We start from the raw sequence: 24020 nt of genomic DNA on the forward strand, positions 1-24020 counted from the left end.
GTCGATCAAGCCACCCGCGCCGCTGGCGCGGGCTGGTGGCTGTGCTCGTTGCGGTGATGTACCTGCTGTCGGGTGCGCTGCATGGCGCGCACGACATCGATGTGACGAGCCCCGCCGGCGGTTCGGAGATCGCCTCGATCCTCGATGACGGCCCAGCCGGTCATGGCGATCACAAGGCCATCGGCAGTCATCACTGCCACGGCTGCTTCTCGGTGGCCGTCATGCAGCCCGCGCAGTCCGAAACCGCGACCGACATCGTTGCCGCACCGGTCGTGCAGCGCGCACCTGCACTGACCGGCATTGCGCCCGATACCGACTCCCCGCCCCCCAAACATCTGACCTGAACTGATCAGCCGGGCGCTGCATGCGCCCACGATGCTTTTGTTCACAGGTCACCTTCATGTCTTGCAGACGAACTGCCGCGCGCCTTGCGTGCGCGATGGCGATTTTGGTCAGCCCCTGGCTGACCCAACACGCCCACGCCCAGACGCTGACGATGCGCGCCGCGCTGTCGCGCGCGCTGGCCGCGAGCCCGCGCCTGACGGCGGCGGAGCGCGATGTCGGCATCGCCACGGGCCAGCGCATCCAGGCCGGTGCCCTGCTCAATCCGGAACTGTCCTATGAGCAGGACAATTCGTTCGGCTCCGGCATCTATCGCGGCACCAAATCGGCCGAGACCACGCTCCAGATCAGCCAGGCTTTTGAACTGTTCGGCAAGCGCGACGCTCGGATCGCGGCTGGCGTCGCCGGCATCGAGGTCGCGGCGATCCAGCGCAAGGCGATCAGGCTGGAGGTGCTGTCGGAGACGGCGATTGCCTTCCTCGGCGTGCTCGGCGCGCAACGGCGCATTCAGATCCTGGACGAGCAGATTGCAGCGATCGACAAGCTCACGCCGCTGTTGCGCCGCCGCGTCGAGGCCGGCGCCTCCTCGCCGGCCGAGACCGGCCGTGCCGAGGTCGCGTCCGCCCTGGTCAAGGCCGACCGCGAGCGCTTCAAGGCGACGCTGGCAAGCGCCCGGCGCGAGCTGGCGGTGCTGATGGGCGATCCCGCCGCGAAATTCGGCGAGGTCTCCGGCCGGCTCGACACCATGGGCAAGCCACCGACGTTCCAGTCGGTCGTCGCCGCGATCGATGCCAATCCGCAGCTGGTGCGCTGGACCGCGGTCTATGCGCAACGAAACGCCGAGCTGTTGATGGCGCGGCTGAGACCCTACCCTGACGTGCGGATCGCGGCCGGCTGGCGCCATTTCAACGAGACCAATGACGATGCCGTGCGCCTCTCCGTCTCGGTGCCCATCCCCGTGTTCGACCAGAACCAGGGCAACATCCTCTCGGCGCAGGAGAGCCTCGCCAAGACCCGCGCCGAGCGCGAGGCCAACCGCAACACGCTGATCGTAATCGCGGGCCGCGCTTACGACTCGCTGCAGGGCTCGCTGCGCGAACTCGCGGTGCTGCGCGAGACCGCGATCCCGAAGGCGACTGAAGCCTCCGAGGCGATCTCGCAAGGCTACGGCCAGGGCCGCTTCAGCCTGCTCGAAGTGCTCGACGCCCAGGCCAGTGTCGCCCAGGCGCGCTTGCGCGAACAGGAGGCGCTGCAGAACTTCCATGCCGGCGTTGCGACCATCGAAGGCCTCGTCGGCAATCCCTTTGCGCTGGCCCGGGAGAGCGCACGATGAAGACGTCGTCCACCATCTTTGTCGCCATCCTTGCCGCCGCGCTCGGTGCGTACGGCTATTCGCGGCTCGGACCGTCCAAGGTCGCGCACACCGACCATGCCGAGCATTCCGAACAGAAGAAGCCGAGCGACCATGTCGAGCAGGACGAGCATGGCGCCGACCGCATCCGCATCTCCGACGTCAAGCTCGCCGCAGCCGGCGTGATCCTGGCGGAAGCCGCAAGCGCCACGTTGACCGATACGCTCTCCTTCAACGGCATCTTGCGCGCCAACCAGGAGGCCGTCGTGCAAGTCACGCCGCGCTTTCCGGGCCTCGCAAAATCGATCCAGAAACGCATCGGCGACAAGGTCGGCAAGGACGATTTGCTCGCCAGCATCGAGAGCAACCAGAGCCTCACCGTCTACGAGCTGAAGGCACCGATCGCCGGCACCATCATCGAACGGCAGATCTCGCTCGGCGAATACGCCTCCGAGCAGAAGCCGGCCTTCGTCGTCGCCGACCTCTCGACCATCTGGGTCGATCTCTCGATCTATCGGCAGGACCTCAAGCGTGTCCGCCTCAAGGACGAGGTGCTGATCGATCCCGACGACGGCCGCGGCGAGATCAAGGGCACGATCTCCTACATCGCACCCGTGGGCTCGAGCGAGACCCAGACCGCGCTCGCCCGCGTGGTGCTGCAAAATCCCGACGGGCGCTTGCGCCCTGGACTGTTCGTCACCGCGCGGCTGATCCTCGCCGCCCGCAACGTCGCGGTGGCCGTGCGCCGCAGCGCGATCCAGACATTGGAAAACAGGACCATCGTGTTCGTCCGCGAGGACAGCGACAAGATCGAAGCGCGCCCGGTGGAGCTTGGGGATTCCGATCCGCAATTCATCGAGATCAAGGCGGGCCTCACAGCCGGCGAGCACTACGTCGCCGAAAACAGCTTTGTCGTGAAGGCCGAGATGGGCAAGGGCGAGGCCGAACATGATTGAGCGCCTGATCGCCGTCTCGCTGAAGCATCGCTGGCTCGTGCTCCTGCTCGCACTCGGGGCCACAGCCTTCGGCGCCTGGAATTTCCAGCGGCTTCCGATCGATGCCGTGCCGGATATCACCAACGTCCAGGTCCAGATCAACACCCGCGCGCCCGGCTATTCGCCGCTGGAGACCGAGCAGCGCATCACCTTCCCGGTCGAGACCGCGATGGGTGGCCTGCCCAAGCTCGACTATACGCGCTCGCTGTCGCGCTATGGCCTCAGCCAGGTGACGGTGGTCTTCAAGGACGGCACCGACATCTATTTTGCCCGTCAGCTGGTCGGCGAGCGCATCCAGCAGGTGAAGGACCAGCTCCCGGCCGGCGTCGAGGTCGCGATGGGCCCGGTCTCGACCGGGCTCGGCGAGATCTTCATGTACACTGTCGAGGCGAAGGCCGGCGCGAAGACCCAGGGCGGCCACGACTATTCGCTGACGGATTTGCGCACCGTGCAGGACTGGATCATCCGGCCGCAGCTTCGCAACGTGCCGGGGGTCATCGAGGTCAACACCATCGGCGGCTTCGAGCGGCAGTTTCACGTGCTGCCGGACCCCGGCAAGCTGATGGCCTACCGCCTCGGCTTCCGCGACGTCATGGCGGCGCTCGCGGCCAACAATGCCAATGTCGGCGCCGGCTATATCGAGCGCAACGGCGAGCAATATCTGGTTCGCTCCCCGGGCCAGGTCGGCAATATCAGTGAGATCCGGGACATCGTCATCGGCTCGCGCGGCGGCAATCCGGTCAGGATCAGGGACGTCGCCGTCGTGACCGAAGGCCGCGACCTGCGCACGGGCGCAGCGACGCGTGACGGCGAGGAGACCGTGCTCGGCACCGCCATGCTGCTGATCGGCGAGAACAGCCGCGCGGTGGCGACCGGCGTCGCCGCCCGTCTTGCGGACATCGCCAAATCGCTGCCCGAGGGCGTGGTCACGCGCACCGTCTACGACCGCACCCATCTGGTCGAAGCAACCATCCGCACGGTCGAGAACAATCTTCTCGAAGGCGCGGCGCTGGTGGTGGCCGTGCTGTTCCTGATCCTCGGCAACATCCGCGCCGCGCTCGTGGTGGCCTGCGTCATTCCGCTGTCCATGGCCATGACGGTCACCGGCATGGTCGAGACCAGGGTGAGTGCCAATTTGATGAGCCTCGGCGCGATCGACTTCGGCATCATCGTCGACGGCGCCGTGATCATTGTCGAGAATTGCCTGCGCATGCTCGCCGAGGCGCAACGCGAGAAAGGCGGGCTGCTCTCCACCTCCGAACGGCTGCGCACGATCCTGCGCGGATCGAGCGAGGTCATCAAGCCGAGCCTGTTCGGAACGCTGATCATCGCCGTGGTCTATCTGCCCGTCCTGACGCTGACCGGCGTCGAGGGCAAGATGTTCACGCCGATGGCGCTGACCGTGCTGATGGCGCTGGGCGCCGCCGCGCTGTTCTCCATCACCTTCGTGCCGGCGGCGGTGGCGATCTTCGTGACCGGAAAAGTGTCCGAGCACGAGAACCTGTTCATGCGGATGGCCAAACGGGCCTATCTTCCCCTACTCCGCCTCGCCATCGACAATCGCGTCGCGGTTGCCGTCGTGGCCGCCGTGATCGTCGTCGCAAGTGGCGTCGCCGCCTCGCGCATGGGCGGCGAGTTCATCCCGAGCCTTGACGAAGGCGATGTCGCACTGGCCTCGATCCGGATTCCCGGCACCAGCCTGACGCAGTCGCTGGACCTGCAAAAGGCGCTGGAAAAGCGCGTCACGCAGGTTCCTGAAGTGAAGGAGTTCTTCACCCGCATCGGAACGGCGGAGGTCGCGACCGACCCGATGTCGCCGGCGCAGACCGACGGCTACATCATGCTCAAGCCGCGCGCTGAATGGCCGGATCCGCTCAAGCCGAAATCCGAGGTGGTCGAGGCTATCGACAAGGCTGCCGACGACATTCCCGGCAGCGCCTATGAAATCTCCCAGCCCGTTCAGCTCCGCGTCAACGAACTGATCTCCGGCGTGCGCAGCGATGTCGGCATCAAGGTGTTTGGTGACGACCTCGACATCCTGCAGGGCGCCGCCAAACAGGTGGAGGCCGCGATCCGCGGCATTCGCGGCGCCAGCGACGTCAAGATCGAGCAGGTCTCCGGCCTGCCGATCCTCACCGTCAAGCTCGATCGCCAGGCGCTGGCCCGCTATGGCCTCAGCATCGGCGAGGTGCAGGGCATCGTCGAGATCGCGGTCGGTGGCAAGTCGGCCGGCAAACTGTTCGAGGGCGACCGGCGCTTCGAGATCGTGGTGCGCCTGCCGGAGCACCTGCGCGGCAATCTCGATGCGATCAGGGCGATTCCGATCCCGCTGCCGCCGAGCGAGGAAGCCCCATCCAGCACCGCCATTCGAACCGCGCTGTCCGCTTCTCCCCTCGCCCAGATGCGCTATGTGCCGCTTTCGTCGGTTGCCACCGTCGATGCGACGCCCGGCCCCAATCAAATCAGCCGCGAGAACGGCAAGCGCCGCGTGGTTGTCATGGCCAATGTTCGCGGGCGCGATTTGCGATCCTTCGTCGCCGAGGCACAAGCCGCCGTCGCGGAGAAGGTCAAGCTGCCGCCGGGCTACTGGATCGGCTGGGGTGGCCAGTTCGAGCAGCTGGTCTCGGCGACCAAGCGGCTGACCATCGTCGTGCCGGTGGCGCTCGCGCTGGTGTTCCTGCTGCTGTTCATGGGCATGGGATCGGCGGCGGACGCGGCGCTGGTGTTCTCCGGCGTGCCGCTGGCCCTCACCGGCGGCGTCGCCGCGCTGCTGCTGCGCGGGATCCCGCTCTCGATCAGCGCCGGCGTCGGCTTCATCGCACTGTCGGGCGTCGCCGTGCTCAACGGCCTCGTCATCATCGCCTTCATCGAGCGTCTCCGCAGCGAGGGGCGCCCGATCGCCGAGGCCGTGCGCGAGGGCGCGCTGACGCGGCTGCGTCCGGTGCTGATGACCGCGGTGGTGGCCTCGCTCGGCTTCGTGCCGATGGCGCTTGCGACCGGCGCTGGCGCCGAAGTGCAGCGGCCGCTCGCGACCGTCGTGATCGGCGGCATCATCTCCTCGACGGTGCTGACGCTGCTCGTGCTGCCGGCGCTCTACGTACTGTTCCGGCGTGACGCGACGGGCGAAACGCCTACAATGGCGCCTGATTTGGCGATTTCCCGGGAGCGCTAGGTTTGGGCAGCCACGACCATCACGGTCATCACCACCACGATCATGCCGGCCATTCGCATGATCATGGTCACGACCACAGCCATGATCATGGTCTTGGCCATGCGCATGTCCATGCGCCCGCCAATTTCGGCAAGGCGTTCGCGATCGGCATCACGCTCAACACCGCGCTGGTCGTGGCCGAGGCCATTTACGGCTATCTCGGCAACTCCACCGCCCTGCTTGCGGACGCCGGCCACAATCTGTCCGACGTGCTCGGCCTCATCGTGGCCTGGGGCGCCTCGATCGCGGCGCGGCGCGCGCCGAGCGGCCGCTTCACCTATGGCTTCCGCGCCTCCACCATTCTGGCGGCGCTGGCGAACGCCGTGTTCCTGCTGGTCGCCACCGGCGCGATCGGCTGGGAAGCGATCCTGCGGCTGCGCGAGCCCGCGCCGGTCGCGGGCGTCACCGTGATGGTGGTCGCCGGCATCGGCATCCTCATCAACGGCTTCACCGCCTTGCTGTTCGCCAGCGGCCGCAAGGACGACATCAACATCGAAGGCGCGTACCTGCACATGGCCGCCGACGCCGCGGTCTCGCTCGGCGTCGTGATCTCGGCGGCGCTGATCATCTGGACCGGCTGGCTCTGGCTCGACCCCGTCACCAGCCTCGTCATCTGCGCCAGCATCCTGTGGGGCACGACCAGCCTGCTGCGCGGCTCCATCGACATGTCGATGGCGGCGGCGCCGAAGGGCACCGACCTCGTTGCGATCAAAGCATTCCTGCTCGCGCGCCCGGGTGTCTCGGCGATCCACGATCTCCACGTCTGGCCGATCTCGACCACCGAGACCGCGCTGACCTGCCATCTCGTCATGCCCGCAGGCACCGTCGATGCGTTCCTGATGGAGACCGCGCAGCTGCTGAAGACCAGCTTCCGCATCGGCCACACCACGCTCCAGGTCGAGACGCACCCGGACAATGGCTGCGCGCTGGCGCCGGACGATGTGGTGTAGGGTCTGCGTCGGGCGCCAAACTCCGCTGTCGTCCCGGACAAGCGAAGCGCAGATCCGGGACCCCCGCGCGAGCGCTTGCGCTCGTCGCGAGAACCACAGGAAGCGGTTTTACGAAGACTCGGAGTTGTCAGCTCGCGCCACAACCACTCCCTGTGGTTATGGGTCCCGGCGTTCGCCGGGACGACACCGAGTGTGTGGCGACGCCTACTCTGCCTTCGCCGTCACGATCCAGATCGCACCCGGAAGTGCGACGCTCTGCCCCTTCAGGAACGGCGCAAGCGTCTCGCGGATCGAGGCCTTCGCCGCCGCGTACGTCTCCGGCGGATGGCCTTGCAGCGCGCGGCTGGCGGGGCCGATCTGGAGCGAGCCATCGACGGCGGCATCGAGCCCACCGCCGATGGCGATGTCCATCGGAAGGTTATGCGGCTCCATCGCCACGTCGACGAAGCCGGCGCCTTTCAGGATGCGCGTCACGCGTTCCTCCGAGGCGAAGGCGAACGGGCCCGGCTCTTCCGGCCCGACCGGCGGCATTTTGGGAACGTGTTTGTAGACCGCCATCAGCGGCGCCATCATCCACGGATTTTCCTTCGGCTCGCGCCAGCAGACGAAGGCGAGCCGCCCTGTCGGTTTCAGCGCGCGGTGGAGGTTGGTGAAGGACGCAATCGGATCGGCAAAGAACATCACGCCAAAGCGTGAGGCGAGCAGATCAAAGCTCGCCGGCTCGAACGGATGCACCGTTGCATCCGCCAGCACGAAATCCAGCGGCAAGCCCTTCGGTGCAAACGCACGGGCCTGCGACAGCATCGGATCGGAGACGTCGAGGCCGAGCGCAAAGCCATTTGGCGCGACAGCTTTCGCGAATGCAAAGGTCGTCGCCCCCGAACCGCAGCCGACATCGAGAACGCGTTCGCCCGGCTTCGGCTTCGCGCGGTCGATCAGCACATCGGCGATCGGTCCGAGCAGGCTCTCCTGCGCTGAGTGCCGGTCGGCCCAGCGCTGGCCGCTCGGGCCGTTCCAATAGGCAATCTGGTCGGCGTTTTGCTCGTGTCCGCTGGGCTGTTCCATTGGGGCCTCTGTCATTTTTGCAGGCGGGTGATACCACGCCGGAGGCCCATCAAGCGGTCAAATGAGCGCGGTTTGGCATGCGGCCGCCTCTTGCTCCGACACCCACGGGGGCGCTAAAGAGGCGCCGTGGGGCGGTTAGCTCAGCTGGTTAGAGCATCTCGTTTACACCGAGAGGGTCCGCGGTTCGAATCCGTGACCGCCCACCAGCCTTCGCTCGCTTCGCGAGCTTCGGCTCGGCAAGGCAGCCATTGACCTTATTGGCGCGAAGCGAGCGAAGGCTGCCGCGCCGAAGCCCAACGGGCGAAGGCGGGCTTTGAGCGGCAAGCTACGGCCAAGCAAAGCCCCCTCAATCTCCCGGCCGGCCCGGCAGCAGCGGCACCGCATCGATCCATACCGCGGCCGACTGGCACCAGATCTGCCTGACGGGTCGCAATTTGTCGCGCTGGCGGATAGATCCCCAGCGGATGCCCCAATCGTCGGCCTGGTCGCCCTCGCCGCTGGTGAACAGCGGGGAACCGCAATCGGCACAGAAGTGCTGGAAGCGCGTCCGGCCGTTGTCGCCGCGCTTGCCGTAGACCTTCGGCGTGCCGGCGGTGAGCTTCACGTCGGCGGCGGTGTAGATCGCGGTCACCCGGAATGGCGACCCCGTCAGGGTCTGGCAGTCGCGGCAATGACAAACCGAGACCGCCTCGGGGTCGACCTCGGCCTCGAAGGTGATCTGCCCGCAATGACAGTGACCATCGACCTGCATCGCATTCCCCTTCCCCAAAACAAAAACGGCGCCCGAAGGCGCCGTTTTATCATCTTTTCGAATTGCGATCTCAGTGCGCGGTCAGGCCGCCGGCGGCTTCGTCGCCATCGGGCTTCACCGTCACCTTGGTGTCCTCTTCCCAGACGATCGGCACGGGCTTCTTCACCAGTGCCTTGGCGATGACGTCGTCGAGACGGGAGACCGGGATGATCTCCATGCCGCCCTTGATCGCATCGGAAATCTCCGTGAGATCCTTGGCGTTGTCCTCGGGGATCAGCACCGTCTTGATGCCGCCGCGGGCCGCGGCCAACAGCTTCTCCTTCAGACCGCCGATCGGCAGCACGCGGCCGCGCAGCGTGATCTCGCCGGTCATCGCGACATCGTGGCGGACCGGAATGCCGGTCATGACCGAGATGATCGCGGTGGCCATCGCCACGCCCGCCGACGGACCGTCCTTCGGCGTCGCGCCTTCCGGCACGTGCACGTGGATGTCGCGCCGGTCGAACAGCGGCGGCTCGATGCCGTAGGTGATCGCACGGGAGCGGACGTAGGACGCCGCCGCCGAGATCGATTCCTTCATGACGTCGCGCAGGTTGCCCGTGACCGTCATCTTGCCCTTGCCGGGCATCATGACGCCTTCGATGGTCAGCAGCTCGCCGCCGACATCGGTCCAGGCAAGGCCGGTGACGATACCGACCTGCGGCTCGCTCTCGATCTCGCCGAAGCGGTACTTCGGCACGCCGAGCAACTCTTCCAGAGTCTTCTCGGTGACCTTGACCGACTTCTTCTTGGAGATCATCAGCTCCTTCACCGCCTTGCGGGCCAGTGTGGAGAGCTCACGCTCCAGGTTACGCACACCCGCTTCGCGGGTGTAGCGGCGAATCAGAAGCAGCAGCGCGTCGTCGTCGATCGAGAACTCCTTGGAGTCCAGGCCATGCTTGGACACCGCGGTCGGGATCAGATGCTTGCGCGCGATCTCGACCTTCTCGTTCTCGGTGTAACCCGCGATCCGGATGATCTCCATGCGGTCCATCAGCGGGCCGGGAATATTGAGCGTATTCGCGGTCGTGATGAACATGACGTTCGACAGATCGTAGTCGACCTCCAGATAGTGGTCGGCAAACGTCCCGTTCTGCTCGGGGTCGAGAACCTCAAGCAAGGCCGAGGACGGATCGCCGCGGAAATCGGCGCCCATCTTGTCGATCTCGTCCAGCAGGAACAGCGGATTGGACGACTTCGCCTTCCGCATCGACTGGATGATTTTGCCGGGCATCGAGCCGATATAGGTGCGGCGGTGACCGCGGATCTCGGCCTCATCACGCACGCCGCCGAGCGACACGCGCACAAACTCGCGGCCGGTCGCCTTCGCGATCGACTTGCCGAGCGAGGTCTTGCCGACGCCGGGAGGTCCGACGAGGCACAGGATCGGGCCCGTCAGCTTGTTGGCGCGCGACTGCACCGCGAGATACTCGACGATACGTTCCTTGACCTTCTCGAGCCCGTAGTGATCGGAGTCCAGAATGGCCTGCGCCGATTCCAGATCCTTCTTCACCTTGGACTTCTTGTTCCACGGGATCGACAGCAGCCAATCCAGATAGTTGCGCACGACGGTCGCTTCCGCGGACATCGGCGACATCTGGCGCAGCTTCTTCAATTCATGCTGCGCCTTCTCGCGCGCTTCCTTGGAGAGCTTGGTCTTGGAGATCTTCTCTTCGAGATCGGCGAGCTCGTCGCGACCATCGTCGTCGCCGAGTTCCTTCTGGATCGCCTTCATCTGCTCGTTGAGATAATACTCGCGCTGGGTCTTCTCCATTTGTCGTTTGACCCGAGAACGAATCCGCTTCTCGACCTGCAGCACCGAGATCTCGCTCTCCATCAGGCCGAGCACCTTCTCCAGGCGCGTGGTAACGGACAGCGTCTCCAGGATGCCCTGGCGATCCGCGATCTTGACAGCAAGATGAGAAGCAACGGTGTCGGCGAGCTTGGCGAAGTCGGTGATCGCCTGCACGACGCCGACGACCTCGGCCGAGATCTTCTTGTTGAGCTTCACGTAGCTCTCGAAGTCGGACACGACCGAACGCGCCAAGGCTTCCGCCTCGACCGACTTCGCATCGGTGTCGGCGAGCGCGACGGCGGTGGCTTCGTAATAGTCGGCGCGATCGGTGTACTTCTGCACGCGCGCACGCTCGAGCCCTTCGACCAACACCTTCACGGTGCCGTCGGGAAGCTTCAAGAGCTGCAGCACGCTTGCGAGCGTACCGGTCTCGTAAATGGCATCGGGCGCCGGATCATCGTCGGACGCGTTCTTCTGCGTCGCGAGCATGATCAGCGCGTCGTTCTTCATCACCTCTTCGAGCGCGCGGATCGACTTCTCGCGACCGACGAAGAGCGGAACGATCATGTGCGGGAAGACGACGATATCGCGCAGCGGCAACACGGGATAAGCGTGCGTCTCACCATGGACAATGGTTGGCCGGGGTTTTGGATTAGTCATGGCCTTTTCCTTTTGCTTTGCCCCCTCGCACGCAGCCCGCTTCTCTTATGCGCAACCGCCACAAGGTGCCGAGGTGATCCACAAAACCAGCCTACCATTTGAAGGTTGGACCGGGCTTGCCGGATCGGAACTGAGGCGAATCTTGAACAGAATTCTCGCTCGCCGCCGACATTAGGTGGCTATCGACCCGGGGGGTGTCAAGTCATTGAAAAACACGCGCCATCAGGCGCTTACGCACTAGGGTAAGCGACGCAACACCGGCTGCGGAAAGCATTCCGCAGCCGCTACTATGAAAGACGTTTGGAGCGTTCCAGCGCCGCAAAATCAGGCGCTGGCGTTCTCGACGGCACGATCGGACCGATCGGCGTAGATGTAGAGCGGACGCGCCGTTCCTTCCACGACTTCGCGGGAAATCACGACTTCTTCCACACCTTCCAGGCCCGGCAGGTCGAACATCGTCTCGAGCAGGATCGCTTCGAGGATCGAACGCAGACCACGCGCGCCGGTCTTGCGCTCGATCGCCTTGCGGGCAACCGCGCCAAGCGCCTCGTCGGCGAAGGTCAGCTCGATGTTCTCCATCTCGAACAGCCGCTGGTACTGCTTCACCAGCGCGTTCTTCGGCTCGGTCAGGATCTTCTTCAGCGAGGTCTCGTCCAGATCCTCGAGCGTCGCCACGACCGGCAGACGGCCGACGAACTCAGGGATGAGGCCGTACTTCAAGAGATCCTCAGGCTCGACGTGACGGAAGATCTCGCCGGTGCGGCGGTCTTCCGGCGCCATCACCTGGGCGGCGAAACCGATCGAGGTCGACCGACCGCGCGCAGAGATGATCTTCTCGAGGCCAGCGAACGCACCGCCGCAGATGAACAGGATGTTGGTGGTATCCACCTGCAGGAATTCCTGCTGGGGATGCTTGCGGCCGCCCTGCGGCGGGACCGAAGCCACCGTGCCTTCCATGATCTTCAGCAGCGCCTGCTGCACGCCCTCACCCGACACGTCGCGCGTGATCGAGGGATTGTCGGACTTGCGGCTGATCTTGTCGATTTCGTCGATGTAGACGATGCCGCGCTGGGCGCGCTCGACATTGTAGTCGGCGGCCTGGAGCAGCTTCAGGATGATGTTCTCGACGTCCTCACCGACATAGCCGGCTTCGGTCAGCGTCGTCGCATCCGCCATCGTGAACGGCACGTCCAGGATGCGCGCGAGCGTCTGCGCGAGCAGCGTCTTGCCCGAACCGGTCGGACCGATCAGCAGGATGTTCGACTTCGCGAGCTCGACGTCGTTGTGCTTGGTCTGGTGGTTGAGGCGCTTGTAGTGGTTGTGCACCGCGACCGACAGGACCTTCTTCGCATGGCTCTGACCGATGACGTAATCGTCGAGAACCTTGCAGATTTCCTTCGGCGTCGGAATCCCGTCGCGCGACTTGACCAGCGAGGATTTGTTTTCCTCGCGGATGATGTCCATGCAGAGCTCGACGCACTCATCGCAAATGAAGACCGTGGGACCCGCGATCAGTTTGCGGACTTCGTGCTGGCTCTTGCCGCAGAACGAGCAATATAGCGTGTTCTTGGAGTCGCTCGTGCCGACCTTACTCATTCATGTCTCCGTCCGCGGTTCGATCCCGTCCGCTCGATCGTCCCATCCCGAAACGTTGGCGGGTAAGGGATTCAAATAGAGCAAATTCCGTACCAAAAAAGACCCTACGCGTTACATCCCGTGCGAATCACGGTCACTCGATTCTCCGCGATCATAGCCGATCAATCGTAGCCAACCATGCTGTCACCCGACTATCAAGAATTCGCTAATCGGGGGCTCGCTGGCTACCCGTGACAATACCGTGATTTCACGTCTTGGCACGGGCGAAGTGACCGAAATCACCCCAGCGTTGCTGGATTACCACGAAAAAACGAGCACGAAAGCGGAACTTTCTGCCTGCCGCAGGGCGCAAAACTGGATTTTGCGCCCGTGCCAACGCGTCCTTAACGTGAACACGGTGCTGACGATCCCCGCTCACTCCGGGGATCGCTGTTGCGGTCCCGCGAGTGCTACGGGGTCTTCGCTGCTGCGGCCTCTTCGGCGCGCTTGTCGATGACCTTGTCGACCAGACCAAACTCCTTGGCGTCGTTGGCGGTCAGGAACTTGTCGCGTTCCAGCGCGTCCTCGATCGTCTTGTAGGTCTGGCCGGTGTGCTTCACGTAGATCTCGTTGAGTCGCTTCTTCAGGTTCAGGATTTCCTGAGCGTGCAGCATGATGTCGGTGGCCTGGCCCTGGAAGCCGCCGGAGGGCTGATGCACCATGATGCGCGCGTTCGGCAGCGAGAAGCGCATGTCCTTCTCACCGGCGCAGAGCAGCAGCGAGCCCATCGAAGCGGCCTGGCCCGTGCACAGCGTCGAAACCGGCGGACGGATGAACTGCATGGTGTCGTAGATCGCAAGGCCCGACGTCACCACGCCACCCGGCGAGTTGATGTACATCGAGATTTCCTTCTTCGGATTTTCCGCTTCGAGGAACAGGAGCTGCGCGACGATCAGCGTCGACATGCCGTCCTCGACCGGTCCGGTCACGAAGATGATGCGCTCTTTCAGCAGGCGCGAGAAAATGTCGTAGGCGCGCTCGCCACGGTTGGTCTGCTCGACCACCATGGGCACGAGGTTCATGTAGGTTTCAACCGGATCGCGCATGAGTCACCTAGGTTTTCGGAGGACGCCGCCACTCTTGCCGGAAGGCCGATGGACGTCCCGTGATGCAGGAAGTTGGTAGAACAGGAACGCTTGCAAGTAGAACGCTTGGGTACAGGGTGCACCGACAGATATAGCCCAATTCGCGCGAGACAAGTGCGGAACGAATTAAGGCTTAATCTACCGGGCACTTGAAGCTGATTCTCGCAAAAAGGCCCAGCCGGCCATCTGGCTAGCTGGGTCCCTTCGCCGATCATCCTTAATAGAAGACTGTCTCAACGCCTTCAGGCTGCAGTCTTTTCCTCGTCGTCCTTGTACAGATCCTCGCGCGAGACCTTCTTCTCGGTCACGTTGGCGAGCTCGAGGATGAAGTCGACGACCTTGTCCTCGTAGATCGGTGCGCGAAGCTGGGCCAGCGCCTGGGCATTGCTGCGGTAATAGTCCCAGACTTCCTTCTCGCGGCCCGGCATCGAGCGCGCACGCTCGATCACGGCACGGCCGACCTCGTCGTCGGTCACGGTGATCTTGTTCTTCTCGCCGATCTCGGAGAGCACGAGACCGAGACGCACGCGGCGGTCGGCGATCTTGCGGTACTCCTCCTTGGCCTTGTCCTCGGTGGTATCCTCGTCGGCAAAGGTCTTGCCGGCGGAATCCATCTCGGCCTTGACCGAGTTCCACATCAGATTGAACTCCTCGTCGACGAGCGAGGGCGGCGCCTCGAAGCGATGCGCCTCGTCGAGACGGTCGAGCAGCGCGCGCTTGACGCGCTGGCGCGTCGCACCGGCGTATTCGGCAACCAACCGCTCGCGCGCGGCTTCCTTGAGCTTGTCCAGCGATTCCAGGCCGAGCGTCTTGGCGAACTCGTCGTCGATGGTGAGATCCTGCGGTGCCTCGATCAGCGTCGCGGTGGTCTCGAACTCGGCCGGCTGGCCGGCGAGCTTCTCGCTCATGTAGTTCTTGGGGAACGACACCTTCAGCGTGCGCGTCTCGTTCGCGCCGATGCCGATCAGCTGCTCCTCGAAGCCCGGGATGAAGGTGTTGGATCCGATCGCAACCTGGATGCCCTCGCCGGTGCCGCCCTCGAAGGCCTCGCCGTTGATGGTGCCCTTGAAGTTGATGGTGACGCGGTCGCCGGAGGCAGCCTTGGCGCCCTCACCCTTGTCGGCATAGCCGCGGTTGGTGTCGGCGATGCGCTTGATCGCCTCGTCGACGTCCGAATCGGACACGTCAGCGACGGGCTTCTCGACCTGGAAGGTCTTGAAGTCGGCGAGCGCGATCGCGGGCACCACTTCGATTGCGACCGTGTAGGTCAGGTCGGACTTGCCCGACAGCAGCTCCTCGACCTCGGCCTGTTCGGTCGGCATGGTGATCTTCGGCTCGGTCGCGAGCTTGAAGCCGCGCTCGGAGAACAGCTGGGTGTTGGTGTCGCGGATGGTCTGGTCGATGGTCTCGGCCATCACCGAACGGCCATAGACCTTCTTGAGGTGGCCGACCGGCACCTTGCCGGGACGGAAGCCGTTGAGGCGAACCTTGTCCTTGAGGTCGACGAGCTTGGCACCAGCCTTGGCGTCGAGATCAGACGCGGGAACGCTGATCTTGAACTCGTGCTTCAAGCCTTCCGAGAGGGTTTCTGTGACCTGCATGGCGTCCAATCTTCTTCCCGTTCGGTCCCGGCACGCTTCCCGCGTCGGGACGCTGTCATTAATCGATCCGGCGCGAGGCAAACGCCTCAACACCGGTGGTTCATCGAGCCCGGCTCCATGCGGAAAAACATCCGCGCGGAGCGAGGCCCCTCAGTAATCCGTGCAAACGCTGAAAGCGCTTGGTGCGGGCGGAGGGACTCGAACCCCCACAACTTTCGTCACTGGAACCTAAATCCAGCGCGTCTACCAGTTCCGCCACGCCCGCGTAAATTTGCATCAAGACCGGCCGCGATGCCGCGGGCGGCCGGGCTTATAGCATGTGCCCGATTGTTCGCAGCAAAAAAATGGCCTGATGGAGGCACTCTCCAAGTAGGCACGATGGCTGGACTTATCCAGCGCGGCATGGTCCGGATCGCGCCTATGACACCGCGGATTTTTGACCTGAACCGGCGCGAGGTTTTGGCCGGAATTGGCACCTCCCTGGGGGCCTCGGCCGCCGGCCTGATGGCCGGCGGTGCGGGCCCGCTTCCGACCGCCCAGGTCGCCCTTCAGGCAAGGCCGGCCACGCTGGCTCTGAGGCCGGGTCAGCCGGCTACACCGATCTGGGAGCTGGCCGCCGCAAGCCACATCGGGAATGTGCGTTTCAAGCGCGGCGACCGCTGCGAGGTGGTGTTTCGGAACGACCTGCCTGTGCCGCTTGCCCCAGCCTGGTACGGCCTCGATGGCACCCCCGTACCGGACCCGTTGGCGGGACGGGCGCCCACCGCACCGGGCTCGACCGAAACATCAATTATTTCAATACCAAACGCGGGAACCTTGCTGGCCAACTTCCGTCTCTTTGAGGACCGCCTGAACCAGCCGGTACGCCCGCTCCCGATCATCGCCGCGGAGACGAGCCCCGTCGCCACCGACCGCGACGAGGTCCTGCTGATCGAGGAATGGCGCGTGAAGCCGGACGGCACCGCGCTTCCGCCGGGCCGGAATCCCAAGGACACTACCCCGCTCTACACGCTGAACGGACGCACTTCATTCGAACTCTCAGCCTCAGCGGGCGAACGGCTGCGGCTGCGCTTCATCAACGGCTCGCAACGCTCTGTTCTGGCAATCAAATTGGAAAGCCACGAGGTCCAGGTGATGGCGCTGGACGGTCAACCGGCCGAGCCCTTCCCGGCCCGCAACGGCGCCCTGGTGCTCGCCCCCGGCGCGCGCGCCGATGCCTTTGTGGATGCGGCCACATCGGCCGCGTTGGTGCTGCATGACGGCAACGAGGCGCGCCCGATCGGGCGCCTCGCCGTTTCCGGCAAACTGGAACGGCGCACCCCGCTCCCCGCGCCGCAGCCGCTGCCTTCGAACGACCTTCCCGAAAAACTCGATCTGAGGGGCGCCCTGCGGTTCGATGTCGCGCTCGGCCCCGTCGACGCCGGCTGGGCCCGGACGGCCAATTTCTCCACTGCCTCGGCGCCTGCCTTCCGCGCCAAGACCGGCCGGACCGTCGTGCTGGCGGTGAAGAACTCCGGCCCTGCGACCACCGTCTTCCACCTGCACGGCCACCATTTCCGCCTGCTCGACCGGCTCGACGACGGCTGGAAGCCCTACTGGCTCGACACGCTCGCCATCGAGCCCGGCCAGACCCAGCGCATCGCCTTCGCCGCGACCTCGCCGGGACGATGGCTGATCGAATCCGTCGTCACCGATTGGGCCGCGCCGCGGCTGGTGCGGTGGTATGGGGTGGAGTGAGCTAGGCGCGCTCCCAGACGTAGCGGGCGTCCGGCTCCCTCTCCTCGTTACGCGCCCCGTCGGTCGCCTCGACCATCCTAAACCCGCGCGCCTCATAGAAGCGGCGCGCCGGAGCGTTGCGCTGGAAGGTCCAGAGCTCGAGCCGCTCGCTGGCGCCCTTGGCGATGTCGAGCAGTTCCGTGCCGATGCCGCGTCCATGGAAAGCGGGAAGCACGTAGAGCTGCTCGATCCAGCCGTCACGGAAGGCGATGATCCCGCTCAGCTCATCGCCGTCGAAGCGTCCCCACACGCGGCAAGTCGGAAGGATTCGCTCGCGATAGAACCAGTGATCCTCGTCGGGCGTATGCAGCCCGGTGAGCCACGGCATCGCTTGGTCAAACGCGGCCCGATGGACCCGCGCCGCCGCGCCCATGTCGGGGAGCGCGAGCGGCCGAAGCATCAGTATTCGATCCCGAGCGCGCCGTAGATCCGCCGATGCACGGCCGGCAGCGTCTCGGTGAGGTCTTCGGCGATCAGTCCGGGCCCCGCTTCGCTTGCCGCCTCACCATGCATCCAGACGCCGATGCTGGCGGCCTCGAACGCCGGCACACCCTGCGCCAGGAGACCCGAGATGATGCCGGCGAGCACGTCGCCGGCGCCGGCGGTGGCGAGCCAGGGCGGCGCGTTGGCGGCGATGGTGGCGCGGCCGTCCGGGGCGGCGATCGTGGTGTCGGGGCCCTTCAGGAGCACGACGGCGCCGGAGCGTTCCGCGGCAGCGCGCACCCGCTCGAGCTTCGAGCGACCCGGAGTCTTGTTGCTGAGGTCGGAAAACAGCCGCGGAAACTCGCCCTCATGCGGCGTCAGCACCACCTCGGCCTCAGCCGCGGACTTGATCGATTCAAACAGCCGCTCGGGATTGGCGGCAAAGCTCGTCAACGCATCCGCGTCGAGCACTACATGGCGCTGCGCCGAGATCGCGGTGTGAACCATGTCGCAGGTGCGCGCACCGACGCCGGCGCCGGGACCGATCATGCAGGTATTGTAGCGTTTGTCGGCGAGCAGCTCGCCGAACTCAACCACGGCGTCGACGGGACGCACCATCACGGCGGTCAGTGCGGCCGCATTGATCGCGAGCGCATCGCGCGGGGTCGCGAGCGTCACGAGGCCAGCGCCGGCCCGCAAGGCGCCGCGGGCGGCGAGCCGCGCAGCCCCGGTCGCGGCCGCATCGCCGGAGAGCGCCAGCACATGGCCACGCGCGTATTTATGGCCGTCGATGCGCGGTACCGGAAAGGCGGCGCCCCAGAAATCCGGATCGTTCTCGAACAGCTGCGGTGCGATCTCGTCGAGCACCTGCGCGTCGATGCCGATGTCGGCGACGCGCACGCGGCCGCAATGCATGCGACCCGGCAGCAGCAAATGCGCGGGCTTCTTGCGAAAGAACGTGACGGTCTCGGCGGCATTCACCGCGACGCCCAGCACGGCCGCGCTGGTGCCGTTGATGCCGCTCGGCAGATCGACCGCCAGCACCGGCGCGCCATTGGCATTGATCGCCTCGATCATCGCGCGTGCCTCGCCGTCGACGGGACGGCTGAGGCCCGCGCCGAACAGCGCATCGATGATCAGCGCCGGCTTTCCGATCGCCTGCGGATTAAACGGCAGCACCGGCTGCTTCCAGCCGCGCGCGGCGGAGGCTGCGTCGCCCTGCAGCTGATCGCGCTCGCACATCAGGATGATGGAGACCTCGCGCCCCTGCGCGGCGAGCTCCGCGGCTGCGACAAAACCGTCACCGCCATTGTTGCCGGGGCCGGCAACGATCAGGATTGGCCCCTCCTCCACCAGTGCGTTGGCGGCCTCCGCGACCGCCTGGCCCGCGCTCAGCATCAGCTTGAAGCCGGGCGTGCCGGCAGTGATGCTGAGTTGATCAGCGCGCTGCATTTCGGCGGTGGTTAGAACTTCCATGCCACTTCCCTGGTCCAAACGCCTTTTCAACAGGCACGTTTCATGCCGATCCAGGCAACGGAACAACGATCTGCACAGATATTGAACCGTTTGCCTATTTCGTAGTCTGCGGTATTTTGAGCCGGTCGGCTCCACCTATCAGAGATGCTCGTTAAAAGGCTGATAACGCTCCAGTAATCAGGGCATTTGCAACTTGGCATAGACCCTGCTTTCGAGGAAGTCGCTTCGGTTCGTCGTGCTCACTGGCATTTTCTGGGTGTGGCCGGCCGTTGTTGCCGGGCTGGTCAGGTCCCGGCATAGCGAAGACAAGATCGTGCGTTAAGAAAAGCGCATCCTGACGAAGACGTTGCTATTAGATCGAAAGGCCGGGAGGCGCGCAGTGAAGAAAATCGAAGCCATCATCAAGCCGTTCAAGCTCGACGAGGTGAAGGAAGCGCTTCAGGAAGTCGGCCTCCAGGGCATCACCGTGACCGAGGCCAAGGGCTTTGGCCGGCAGAAGGGCCACGCCGAACTCTACCGCGGCGCAGAATACATCGTCGACTTCCTGCCCAAGGTGAAGATCGAGATCGTGATCGGCGACGACCTGGTCGAGCGCGCGATCGACGCGATCCGCCGTGCCGCGCAAACCGGGCGCATCGGCGACGGCAAGATCTTCGTCTCCAATATCGAAGAGGCGATCCGCATCCGAACCGGCGAATCCGGGCTGGACGCTATCTGAGCCGGGTGCTATCCCGAATTTTGCGACACTCTGAAAGAAAAAAGGCTGCTTCGGCGGCCTGATTTCGTTTGTGCGGTTGCGCCAACTCGCCGAAAGCGAGAACGAATCTGCTCATCTGGAAACCGACCCGCAGAGCCAAAAGGGGTATGCATGAAGACCGCCAAAGACGTCCTGAAATCGATCAAGGACAACGACGTCAAGTACGTCGACCTGCGCTTCACCGATCCGCGCGGCAAGTGGCAGCACGTGACGTTCGACGTCAGCATGATCGATGAGGACATTTTCGCCGAAGGAACGATGTTCGACGGCTCCTCGATCGCCGGTTGGAAGGCGATCAACGAGTCCGATATGTGCCTGATGCCCGATCCGGTGACCGCGACGATCGATCCGTTCTTCGCCGAAACCACCATGGTCATCACCTGCGACGTGCTCGAACCGACCACCGGCGAGCCCTACAACCGCGACCCCCGCGGCATCGCCAAGAAGGCCGAGGCCATGGTGAAGTCGATGGGCGTGGGCGACAGCGTGTTCGTCGGCCCCGAAGCCGAGTTCTTCGTGTTCGACGACGTCCGCTTCTCGTCGGGCCCCTACAACACCGGCTTCCGCGTCGATTCCTCGGAGCTGCCGACCAACTCCGACACCGAATATGAAGGCGGCAATCTCGGCCACCGCATCCGCACCAAGGGCGGCTACTTCCCCGTCCCGCCGCAGGACTCGGTGCAGGACATGCGCTCCGAAATGCTCGGCGCCATGGCCAAGATGGGCGTGAAGGTCGAGAAGCATCACCACGAGGTCGCTTCCGCCCAGCACGAGCTCGGCATGAAGTTCGACACGCTGACGCTGATGGCCGACCACATGCAGATCTACAAGTACTGCATCCACCAGGTCGCCCACATCTACGGCAAGACCGCCACCTTCATGCCGAAGCCCGTCTATGGCGACAACGGCTCGGGCATGCATGTGCACCAGTCGATCTGGAAGGACGGCAAGCCGGTGTTCGCCGGCAACAAGTACGCCGACCTGTCGGAGACCTGCCTCCACTACATCGGTGGCATCATCAAGCACGCCAAGGCGATCAACGCCTTCACCAACCCGTCGACCAACTCCTACAAGCGTCTGGTCCCGGGCTATGAGGCGCCCGTGCTGCTCGCCTACTCCGCGCGCAACCGCTCGGCCTCCTGCCGCATCCCCTACACCGCTTCGCCGAAGGCCAAGCGCGTCGAGGTGCGTTTCCCCGATCCGCTCGCCAATCCCTATCTCGGCTTCGCCGCGATGCTGATGGCCGGCCTCGACGGCATCAAGAACAAGATCGATCCGGGTCCGGCGATGGACAAGGACCTCTACGACCTGCCGAAGGAAGAGCTGAAGCAGATCCCGACCGTGTGCGGTTCGCTCCGCGAGGCGCTGGAAAACCTCGACAAGGACCGCGGCTTCCTCAAGGCCGGCGGCGTGTTCGACGACGACTTCATCGACGCTTACATCGAGCTGAAGATGACCGAAGTCGCCCGCTTCGAAATGACCCCGCACCCGGTCGAGTTCGACATGTACTATTCGGGCTAAGCGGCTCGAACTTTCGCAACAGGCAAAAGGCGCTCCGAAAGGGGCGCCTTTCTTGTTTGGGGCAGTCATCGTTCACAGCACTAGCTGTGTTTCAATTGCCTTCGAGCTAAGGTTGTCCTAGAGGCTGGAGGCGAGAGATAATCTCCCCAACGGACAACGTCGGATTGCGGGCAGCGCGGGAGAGTCCAGAAGAAATTGCGACCAGCTATGATTAATATTCCCGAACGGCAAATCAGAGCCGTCTATGACGATCAGACGATACGGGTCTACCAGGCCTATAGCGACGAGATTGCGGACACCGCCCTGGCAAAGGGCACGTTCGTTTCTCCGCCCTTCAAGATCAGCCGTATGACTTGGATAAAGCCGTCGTTTCTCTGGATGATGTATCGCAGCGGCTGGAGCTACAAGGACGCGGGCCAGCGGCGGATTCTAGCGATCGACATCAGCCGCGAGGGATTCCACTGGGCCCTGGACAATAGTTGTCCCAGCAAACCCGCCCCCTCCATGAATGAGGCGGATTGGAATAGGCTGAAGACCAATTCGCCCGTACGCATTCAGTGGGACCCGGAGCGCGATCTCCATCTTCGAGCGCTGCCCCATCGCGCCATCCAGATCGGACTCGGCGAAGCGGCCGTGCCCCTCTATGTCGGACAATGGATTCGGAACATCACCGACGTGACCGACCTTGCTCGCACGATTCATGATCTGGTGAAGAACAATAGACTGGACGAGGCCGGCGCCAGACTGCCGCCCGAGCGCGTCTACAACGTCATCGTACCGTAGAGACGAGCTTTGCGGTGCGGAGCCATCAACTTTCGTTCTGCATCTGACTCCACTTCGTTCTCAAAGAACGAATCGGAATCGAAAAAATCGGCGCGCAGCAATTCCTACTGATTGGTTTATTCCGCCGGAGATATTGCGAGCGCAGTTCGCCCGTTACTCACTTGTCCGGAAAATTCACCCCGATCTCCGACACCACCGGCGCCCACTTCAACAGCGTCGCGTTGTCGGAGAGGACCTTCACGCCGTCGCCGAGCAGCGACTTGGGCGCGGCCGCATTCCTGTCGAAACGCACCGTCACCGTGCAGCCACCCTGCATCGGACGGCCGAGTGCGCCACCCTTCCAGTCAGTGACGAAGCCACCGTAATCCCACTCGAAGCCGGCCACCAGGAACGGCCTGCCGTTGGCCTTCTGCACGTCGGAAAGACTCGATCCGATCGTGATGCCACTGACGTTCCATTTGCTCGTCCTGGCGGTGTCGCGCAGCATCAGGCCGGAAACGCGCTTCGATTTGTCTTCCGCGAAGGCGACTTCGAGCCGCTGGTCACTCGCCTTCGGAAACAACACCAGCCCCTTGTAAGTCTCACCTTCCGCGCCCGACAGATCCTGCATCACCGCCTCCTTGCCGTAGCGTTGCATGAGGCTTTTGGCTGTGTCGTCCGGCGCGATCGGCGATGCACACGTGACCGGGCCCTCGGTCGGCGCGGCGGGTTGGGCGATGGCGGGGAATGCGAGCAGGATCGAGACAACAACGATCGATCGACAAATCATCGTGCGCAATTCCAGTTTGAAAAAATTCAAAGCAACAAAATAGCACGCGGCAGAGTGTCTGGCTCTGCTGCGTTCGCGGTGCCTGCGGCCAAAAGATCGGCCTACGCCGCCGCCTTCTGCTTCGCCACCATCGCTTCGCCAAACGCCTCGAACAGCTTGCGGTTGATGGGATTCCGCTGCGGGTCGTATTCGGCGTGCCACTGCACACCGAGCGCGAAGGTCGGCGCTTCCGCGATGCGGATCGCCTCGATGGTGCCGTCCTCGGCGATACCTTCGATCAGCACCCGCTTGCCGGGATCGAGGATGCCCTGCCCGTGCAGCGAATTGACCCGGATCTTCTCGCAGCCGAGCAGCTTTGCGAACGCACCGCCCGGCGTGAGGTCGACGTCGTGACGGTCGGCGAACACGACGGTCGGATCGGGATGGATCTCGCCATTCTCGAGCCTGGGCATGCGGTGGTTCATGCGGCCGGGAATCTCGCGGATCTCGGGGTGCAGCGAACCGCCGAAGGCGACGTTCATCTCCTGCAAGCCGCGACAGATGCCGAACAACGGAATGCCGCGGGCGACACAGGCGATCGAGAGCGCCAGCGCGACCTCGTCGCGATGGATGTCGTAGGGCTCGTGCTTCTCGCAGGGGTCGACGTTGAAGCGGGTCGGGTGCACGTTGGCGCGGGCCCCGGTGAGCACGATGCCGTCGACGGCGTCGAGCAGTGCGGCGATATCGGTGATGTCGGGCGACCCCGCGAACATCACCGGCAAGCCGCCGGAGACCTCGGCCACGGCGCGCAAATTGCGCTCACCGACCATCTGGACCTGAAATCGATTTTCGACGCGATGGGCGTTCCCGATCACACCGACGACCGGCTTTCTCATCTCCCGTTCCGACCTCCCGCGAAAAAGATTCTCCAAACATGCCCCTCGGATGGAACAAATTCAACAGAAGGGTTCGCGGGACGGCAATGCAATTTTTCGCGCAAATGCGCCCCTTCGGGGCACCCCGGCGGACCCAAGGCGTTGGCCCTGGGGTCCGAGG

General features: G+C 64.3%; 19 protein-coding genes and 2 tRNA genes. 10 read left to right on the top strand and 11 right to left on the bottom strand.

Translation table 11 applies throughout. The features are described from left to right. The first annotated feature begins 35 nt into the window (after nucleotides 1–35). From NLM32_RS27120 to NLM32_RS27140, 5 genes are read left to right on the top strand one after another with little or no spacing between them, the layout of a single operon-like run. A complete protein-coding gene (locus NLM32_RS27120; protein WP_254131883.1) occupies nucleotides 36–344 on the top strand; it encodes a hypothetical protein in 309 nt (102 codons plus the stop codon). 56 nt (nucleotides 345–400) lie between these two features. Beyond that, nucleotides 401–1675, top strand: a complete 1275-nt coding sequence (gene ihpA, locus NLM32_RS27125) for a divalent metal ion exporter subunit IhpA (RefSeq protein ID WP_254131884.1) — start codon at nucleotides 401–403, stop codon at nucleotides 1673–1675. After that, a complete protein-coding gene (gene ihpB, locus NLM32_RS27130; protein WP_254131885.1) occupies nucleotides 1672–2649 on the top strand; it encodes a divalent metal ion exporter adaptor subunit IhpB in 978 nt (325 codons plus the stop codon). Before ihpA ends, ihpB begins: the two co-directional genes overlap by 4 nt. Continuing rightward, the gene (locus NLM32_RS27135; RefSeq protein WP_254131886.1) at nucleotides 2642–5860 is read left to right on the top strand and encodes an efflux RND transporter permease subunit; all 3219 of its coding nucleotides are present in this window, start codon (nucleotides 2642–2644) and stop codon (nucleotides 5858–5860) included. The genes ihpB and NLM32_RS27135 overlap by 8 nt, the downstream gene beginning before the upstream one ends. 2 nt (nucleotides 5861–5862) lie before the next feature. After that, on the top strand, nucleotides 5863–6849 hold the full coding sequence (locus tag NLM32_RS27140; protein WP_254131887.1) for a cation diffusion facilitator family transporter: 987 nt from the start codon (nucleotides 5863–5865) through the stop codon (nucleotides 6847–6849). 204 nt (nucleotides 6850–7053) lie between these two features. Here the strand turns inward: NLM32_RS27140 and NLM32_RS27145 are convergent, their stop codons facing one another. Next, the gene (locus tag NLM32_RS27145) at nucleotides 7054–7914 is read right to left on the bottom strand and encodes a class I SAM-dependent methyltransferase (protein WP_254131888.1); all 861 of its coding nucleotides are present in this window, start codon (nucleotides 7912–7914) and stop codon (nucleotides 7054–7056) included. A gap of 129 nt (nucleotides 7915–8043) precedes the next feature. Here NLM32_RS27145 and NLM32_RS27150 point away from each other — a divergent pair. Then, nucleotides 8044–8120, top strand: a tRNA-Val gene (locus tag NLM32_RS27150). Between the two features lie 140 nt (nucleotides 8121–8260). Here the strand turns inward: NLM32_RS27150 and NLM32_RS27155 are convergent. The 6 genes from NLM32_RS27155 to NLM32_RS27180 all read right to left on the bottom strand — a co-directional run bounded on the left by NLM32_RS27155 (nucleotide 8261) and on the right by NLM32_RS27180 (nucleotide 15745). After that, entirely contained in the window at nucleotides 8261–8665 is a 405-nt protein-coding gene (locus NLM32_RS27155; protein ID WP_254131889.1) for a GFA family protein, read from the bottom strand. A 70-nt stretch (nucleotides 8666–8735) separates the two neighbouring features. Next, nucleotides 8736–11159: an endopeptidase La gene (lon, locus tag NLM32_RS27160; RefSeq protein WP_254131890.1), complete on the bottom strand. Its 2424-nt coding sequence runs from the start codon at nucleotides 11157–11159 to the stop codon at nucleotides 8736–8738. Between the two features lie 324 nt (nucleotides 11160–11483). Beyond that, entirely contained in the window at nucleotides 11484–12755 is a 1272-nt protein-coding gene (clpX, locus tag NLM32_RS27165) for an ATP-dependent Clp protease ATP-binding subunit ClpX (RefSeq protein WP_018320118.1), read from the bottom strand. Between the two features lie 449 nt (nucleotides 12756–13204). Beyond that, a complete protein-coding gene (locus NLM32_RS27170; protein WP_254120080.1) occupies nucleotides 13205–13840 on the bottom strand; it encodes an ATP-dependent Clp protease proteolytic subunit in 636 nt (211 codons plus the stop codon). A 281-nt stretch (nucleotides 13841–14121) separates the two neighbouring features. Further along, nucleotides 14122–15480, bottom strand: a complete 1359-nt coding sequence (gene tig / locus NLM32_RS27175) for a trigger factor (protein ID WP_254131891.1) — start codon at nucleotides 15478–15480, stop codon at nucleotides 14122–14124. Between the two features lie 180 nt (nucleotides 15481–15660). After that, nucleotides 15661–15745, bottom strand: a tRNA-Leu gene (locus tag NLM32_RS27180). A 155-nt stretch (nucleotides 15746–15900) separates the two neighbouring features. Here NLM32_RS27180 and NLM32_RS27185 point away from each other — a divergent pair. Further along, complete coding sequence (locus NLM32_RS27185; RefSeq protein WP_254131892.1) at nucleotides 15901–17217, top strand: multicopper oxidase family protein; 1317 nt, start codon at nucleotides 15901–15903, stop codon at nucleotides 17215–17217. 1 nt (nucleotide 17218) lies between these two features. Here the strand turns inward: NLM32_RS27185 and NLM32_RS27190 are convergent, their stop codons facing one another. After that, nucleotides 17219–17656: a GNAT family N-acetyltransferase gene (locus NLM32_RS27190; protein WP_254131893.1), complete on the bottom strand. Its 438-nt coding sequence runs from the start codon at nucleotides 17654–17656 to the stop codon at nucleotides 17219–17221. Beyond that, nucleotides 17656–19155: an NAD(P)H-hydrate dehydratase gene (locus NLM32_RS27195; protein WP_254131894.1), complete on the bottom strand. Its 1500-nt coding sequence runs from the start codon at nucleotides 19153–19155 to the stop codon at nucleotides 17656–17658. The genes NLM32_RS27190 and NLM32_RS27195 overlap by 1 nt, the downstream gene beginning before the upstream one ends. A 379-nt stretch (nucleotides 19156–19534) precedes the next feature. Between NLM32_RS27195 and NLM32_RS27200 the strand changes: the two genes are divergently transcribed. From NLM32_RS27200 to NLM32_RS27210, 3 genes are all read left to right on the top strand, one after another. Further along, nucleotides 19535–19873, top strand: coding sequence for a P-II family nitrogen regulator (locus tag NLM32_RS27200; protein ID WP_007603495.1), 339 nt, complete (start codon nucleotides 19535–19537; stop codon nucleotides 19871–19873). 150 nt (nucleotides 19874–20023) lie between these two features. Next, nucleotides 20024–21433: a type I glutamate--ammonia ligase gene (glnA, locus tag NLM32_RS27205; protein ID WP_092228756.1), complete on the top strand. Its 1410-nt coding sequence runs from the start codon at nucleotides 20024–20026 to the stop codon at nucleotides 21431–21433. 207 nt (nucleotides 21434–21640) lie between these two features. Further along, nucleotides 21641–22216, top strand: a complete 576-nt coding sequence (locus NLM32_RS27210; RefSeq protein ID WP_254131895.1) for a DUF4291 domain-containing protein — start codon at nucleotides 21641–21643, stop codon at nucleotides 22214–22216. A gap of 157 nt (nucleotides 22217–22373) precedes the next feature. Here NLM32_RS27210 and NLM32_RS27215 read toward each other — a convergent pair whose 3' ends face one another. Continuing rightward, on the bottom strand, nucleotides 22374–22985 hold the full coding sequence (locus tag NLM32_RS27215) for a hypothetical protein (protein WP_254131896.1): 612 nt from the start codon (nucleotides 22983–22985) through the stop codon (nucleotides 22374–22376). Between the two features lie 101 nt (nucleotides 22986–23086). Beyond that, the gene (locus tag NLM32_RS27220; RefSeq protein WP_254131897.1) at nucleotides 23087–23860 is read right to left on the bottom strand and encodes a gamma-glutamyl-gamma-aminobutyrate hydrolase family protein; all 774 of its coding nucleotides are present in this window, start codon (nucleotides 23858–23860) and stop codon (nucleotides 23087–23089) included. Nucleotides 23861–24020: the final 160 nt, after the last annotated feature.

Source organism: Bradyrhizobium sp. CCGUVB14, assembly GCF_024199935.1.
Classification (GTDB): Bacteria; Pseudomonadota; Alphaproteobacteria; order Rhizobiales; family Xanthobacteraceae; genus Bradyrhizobium.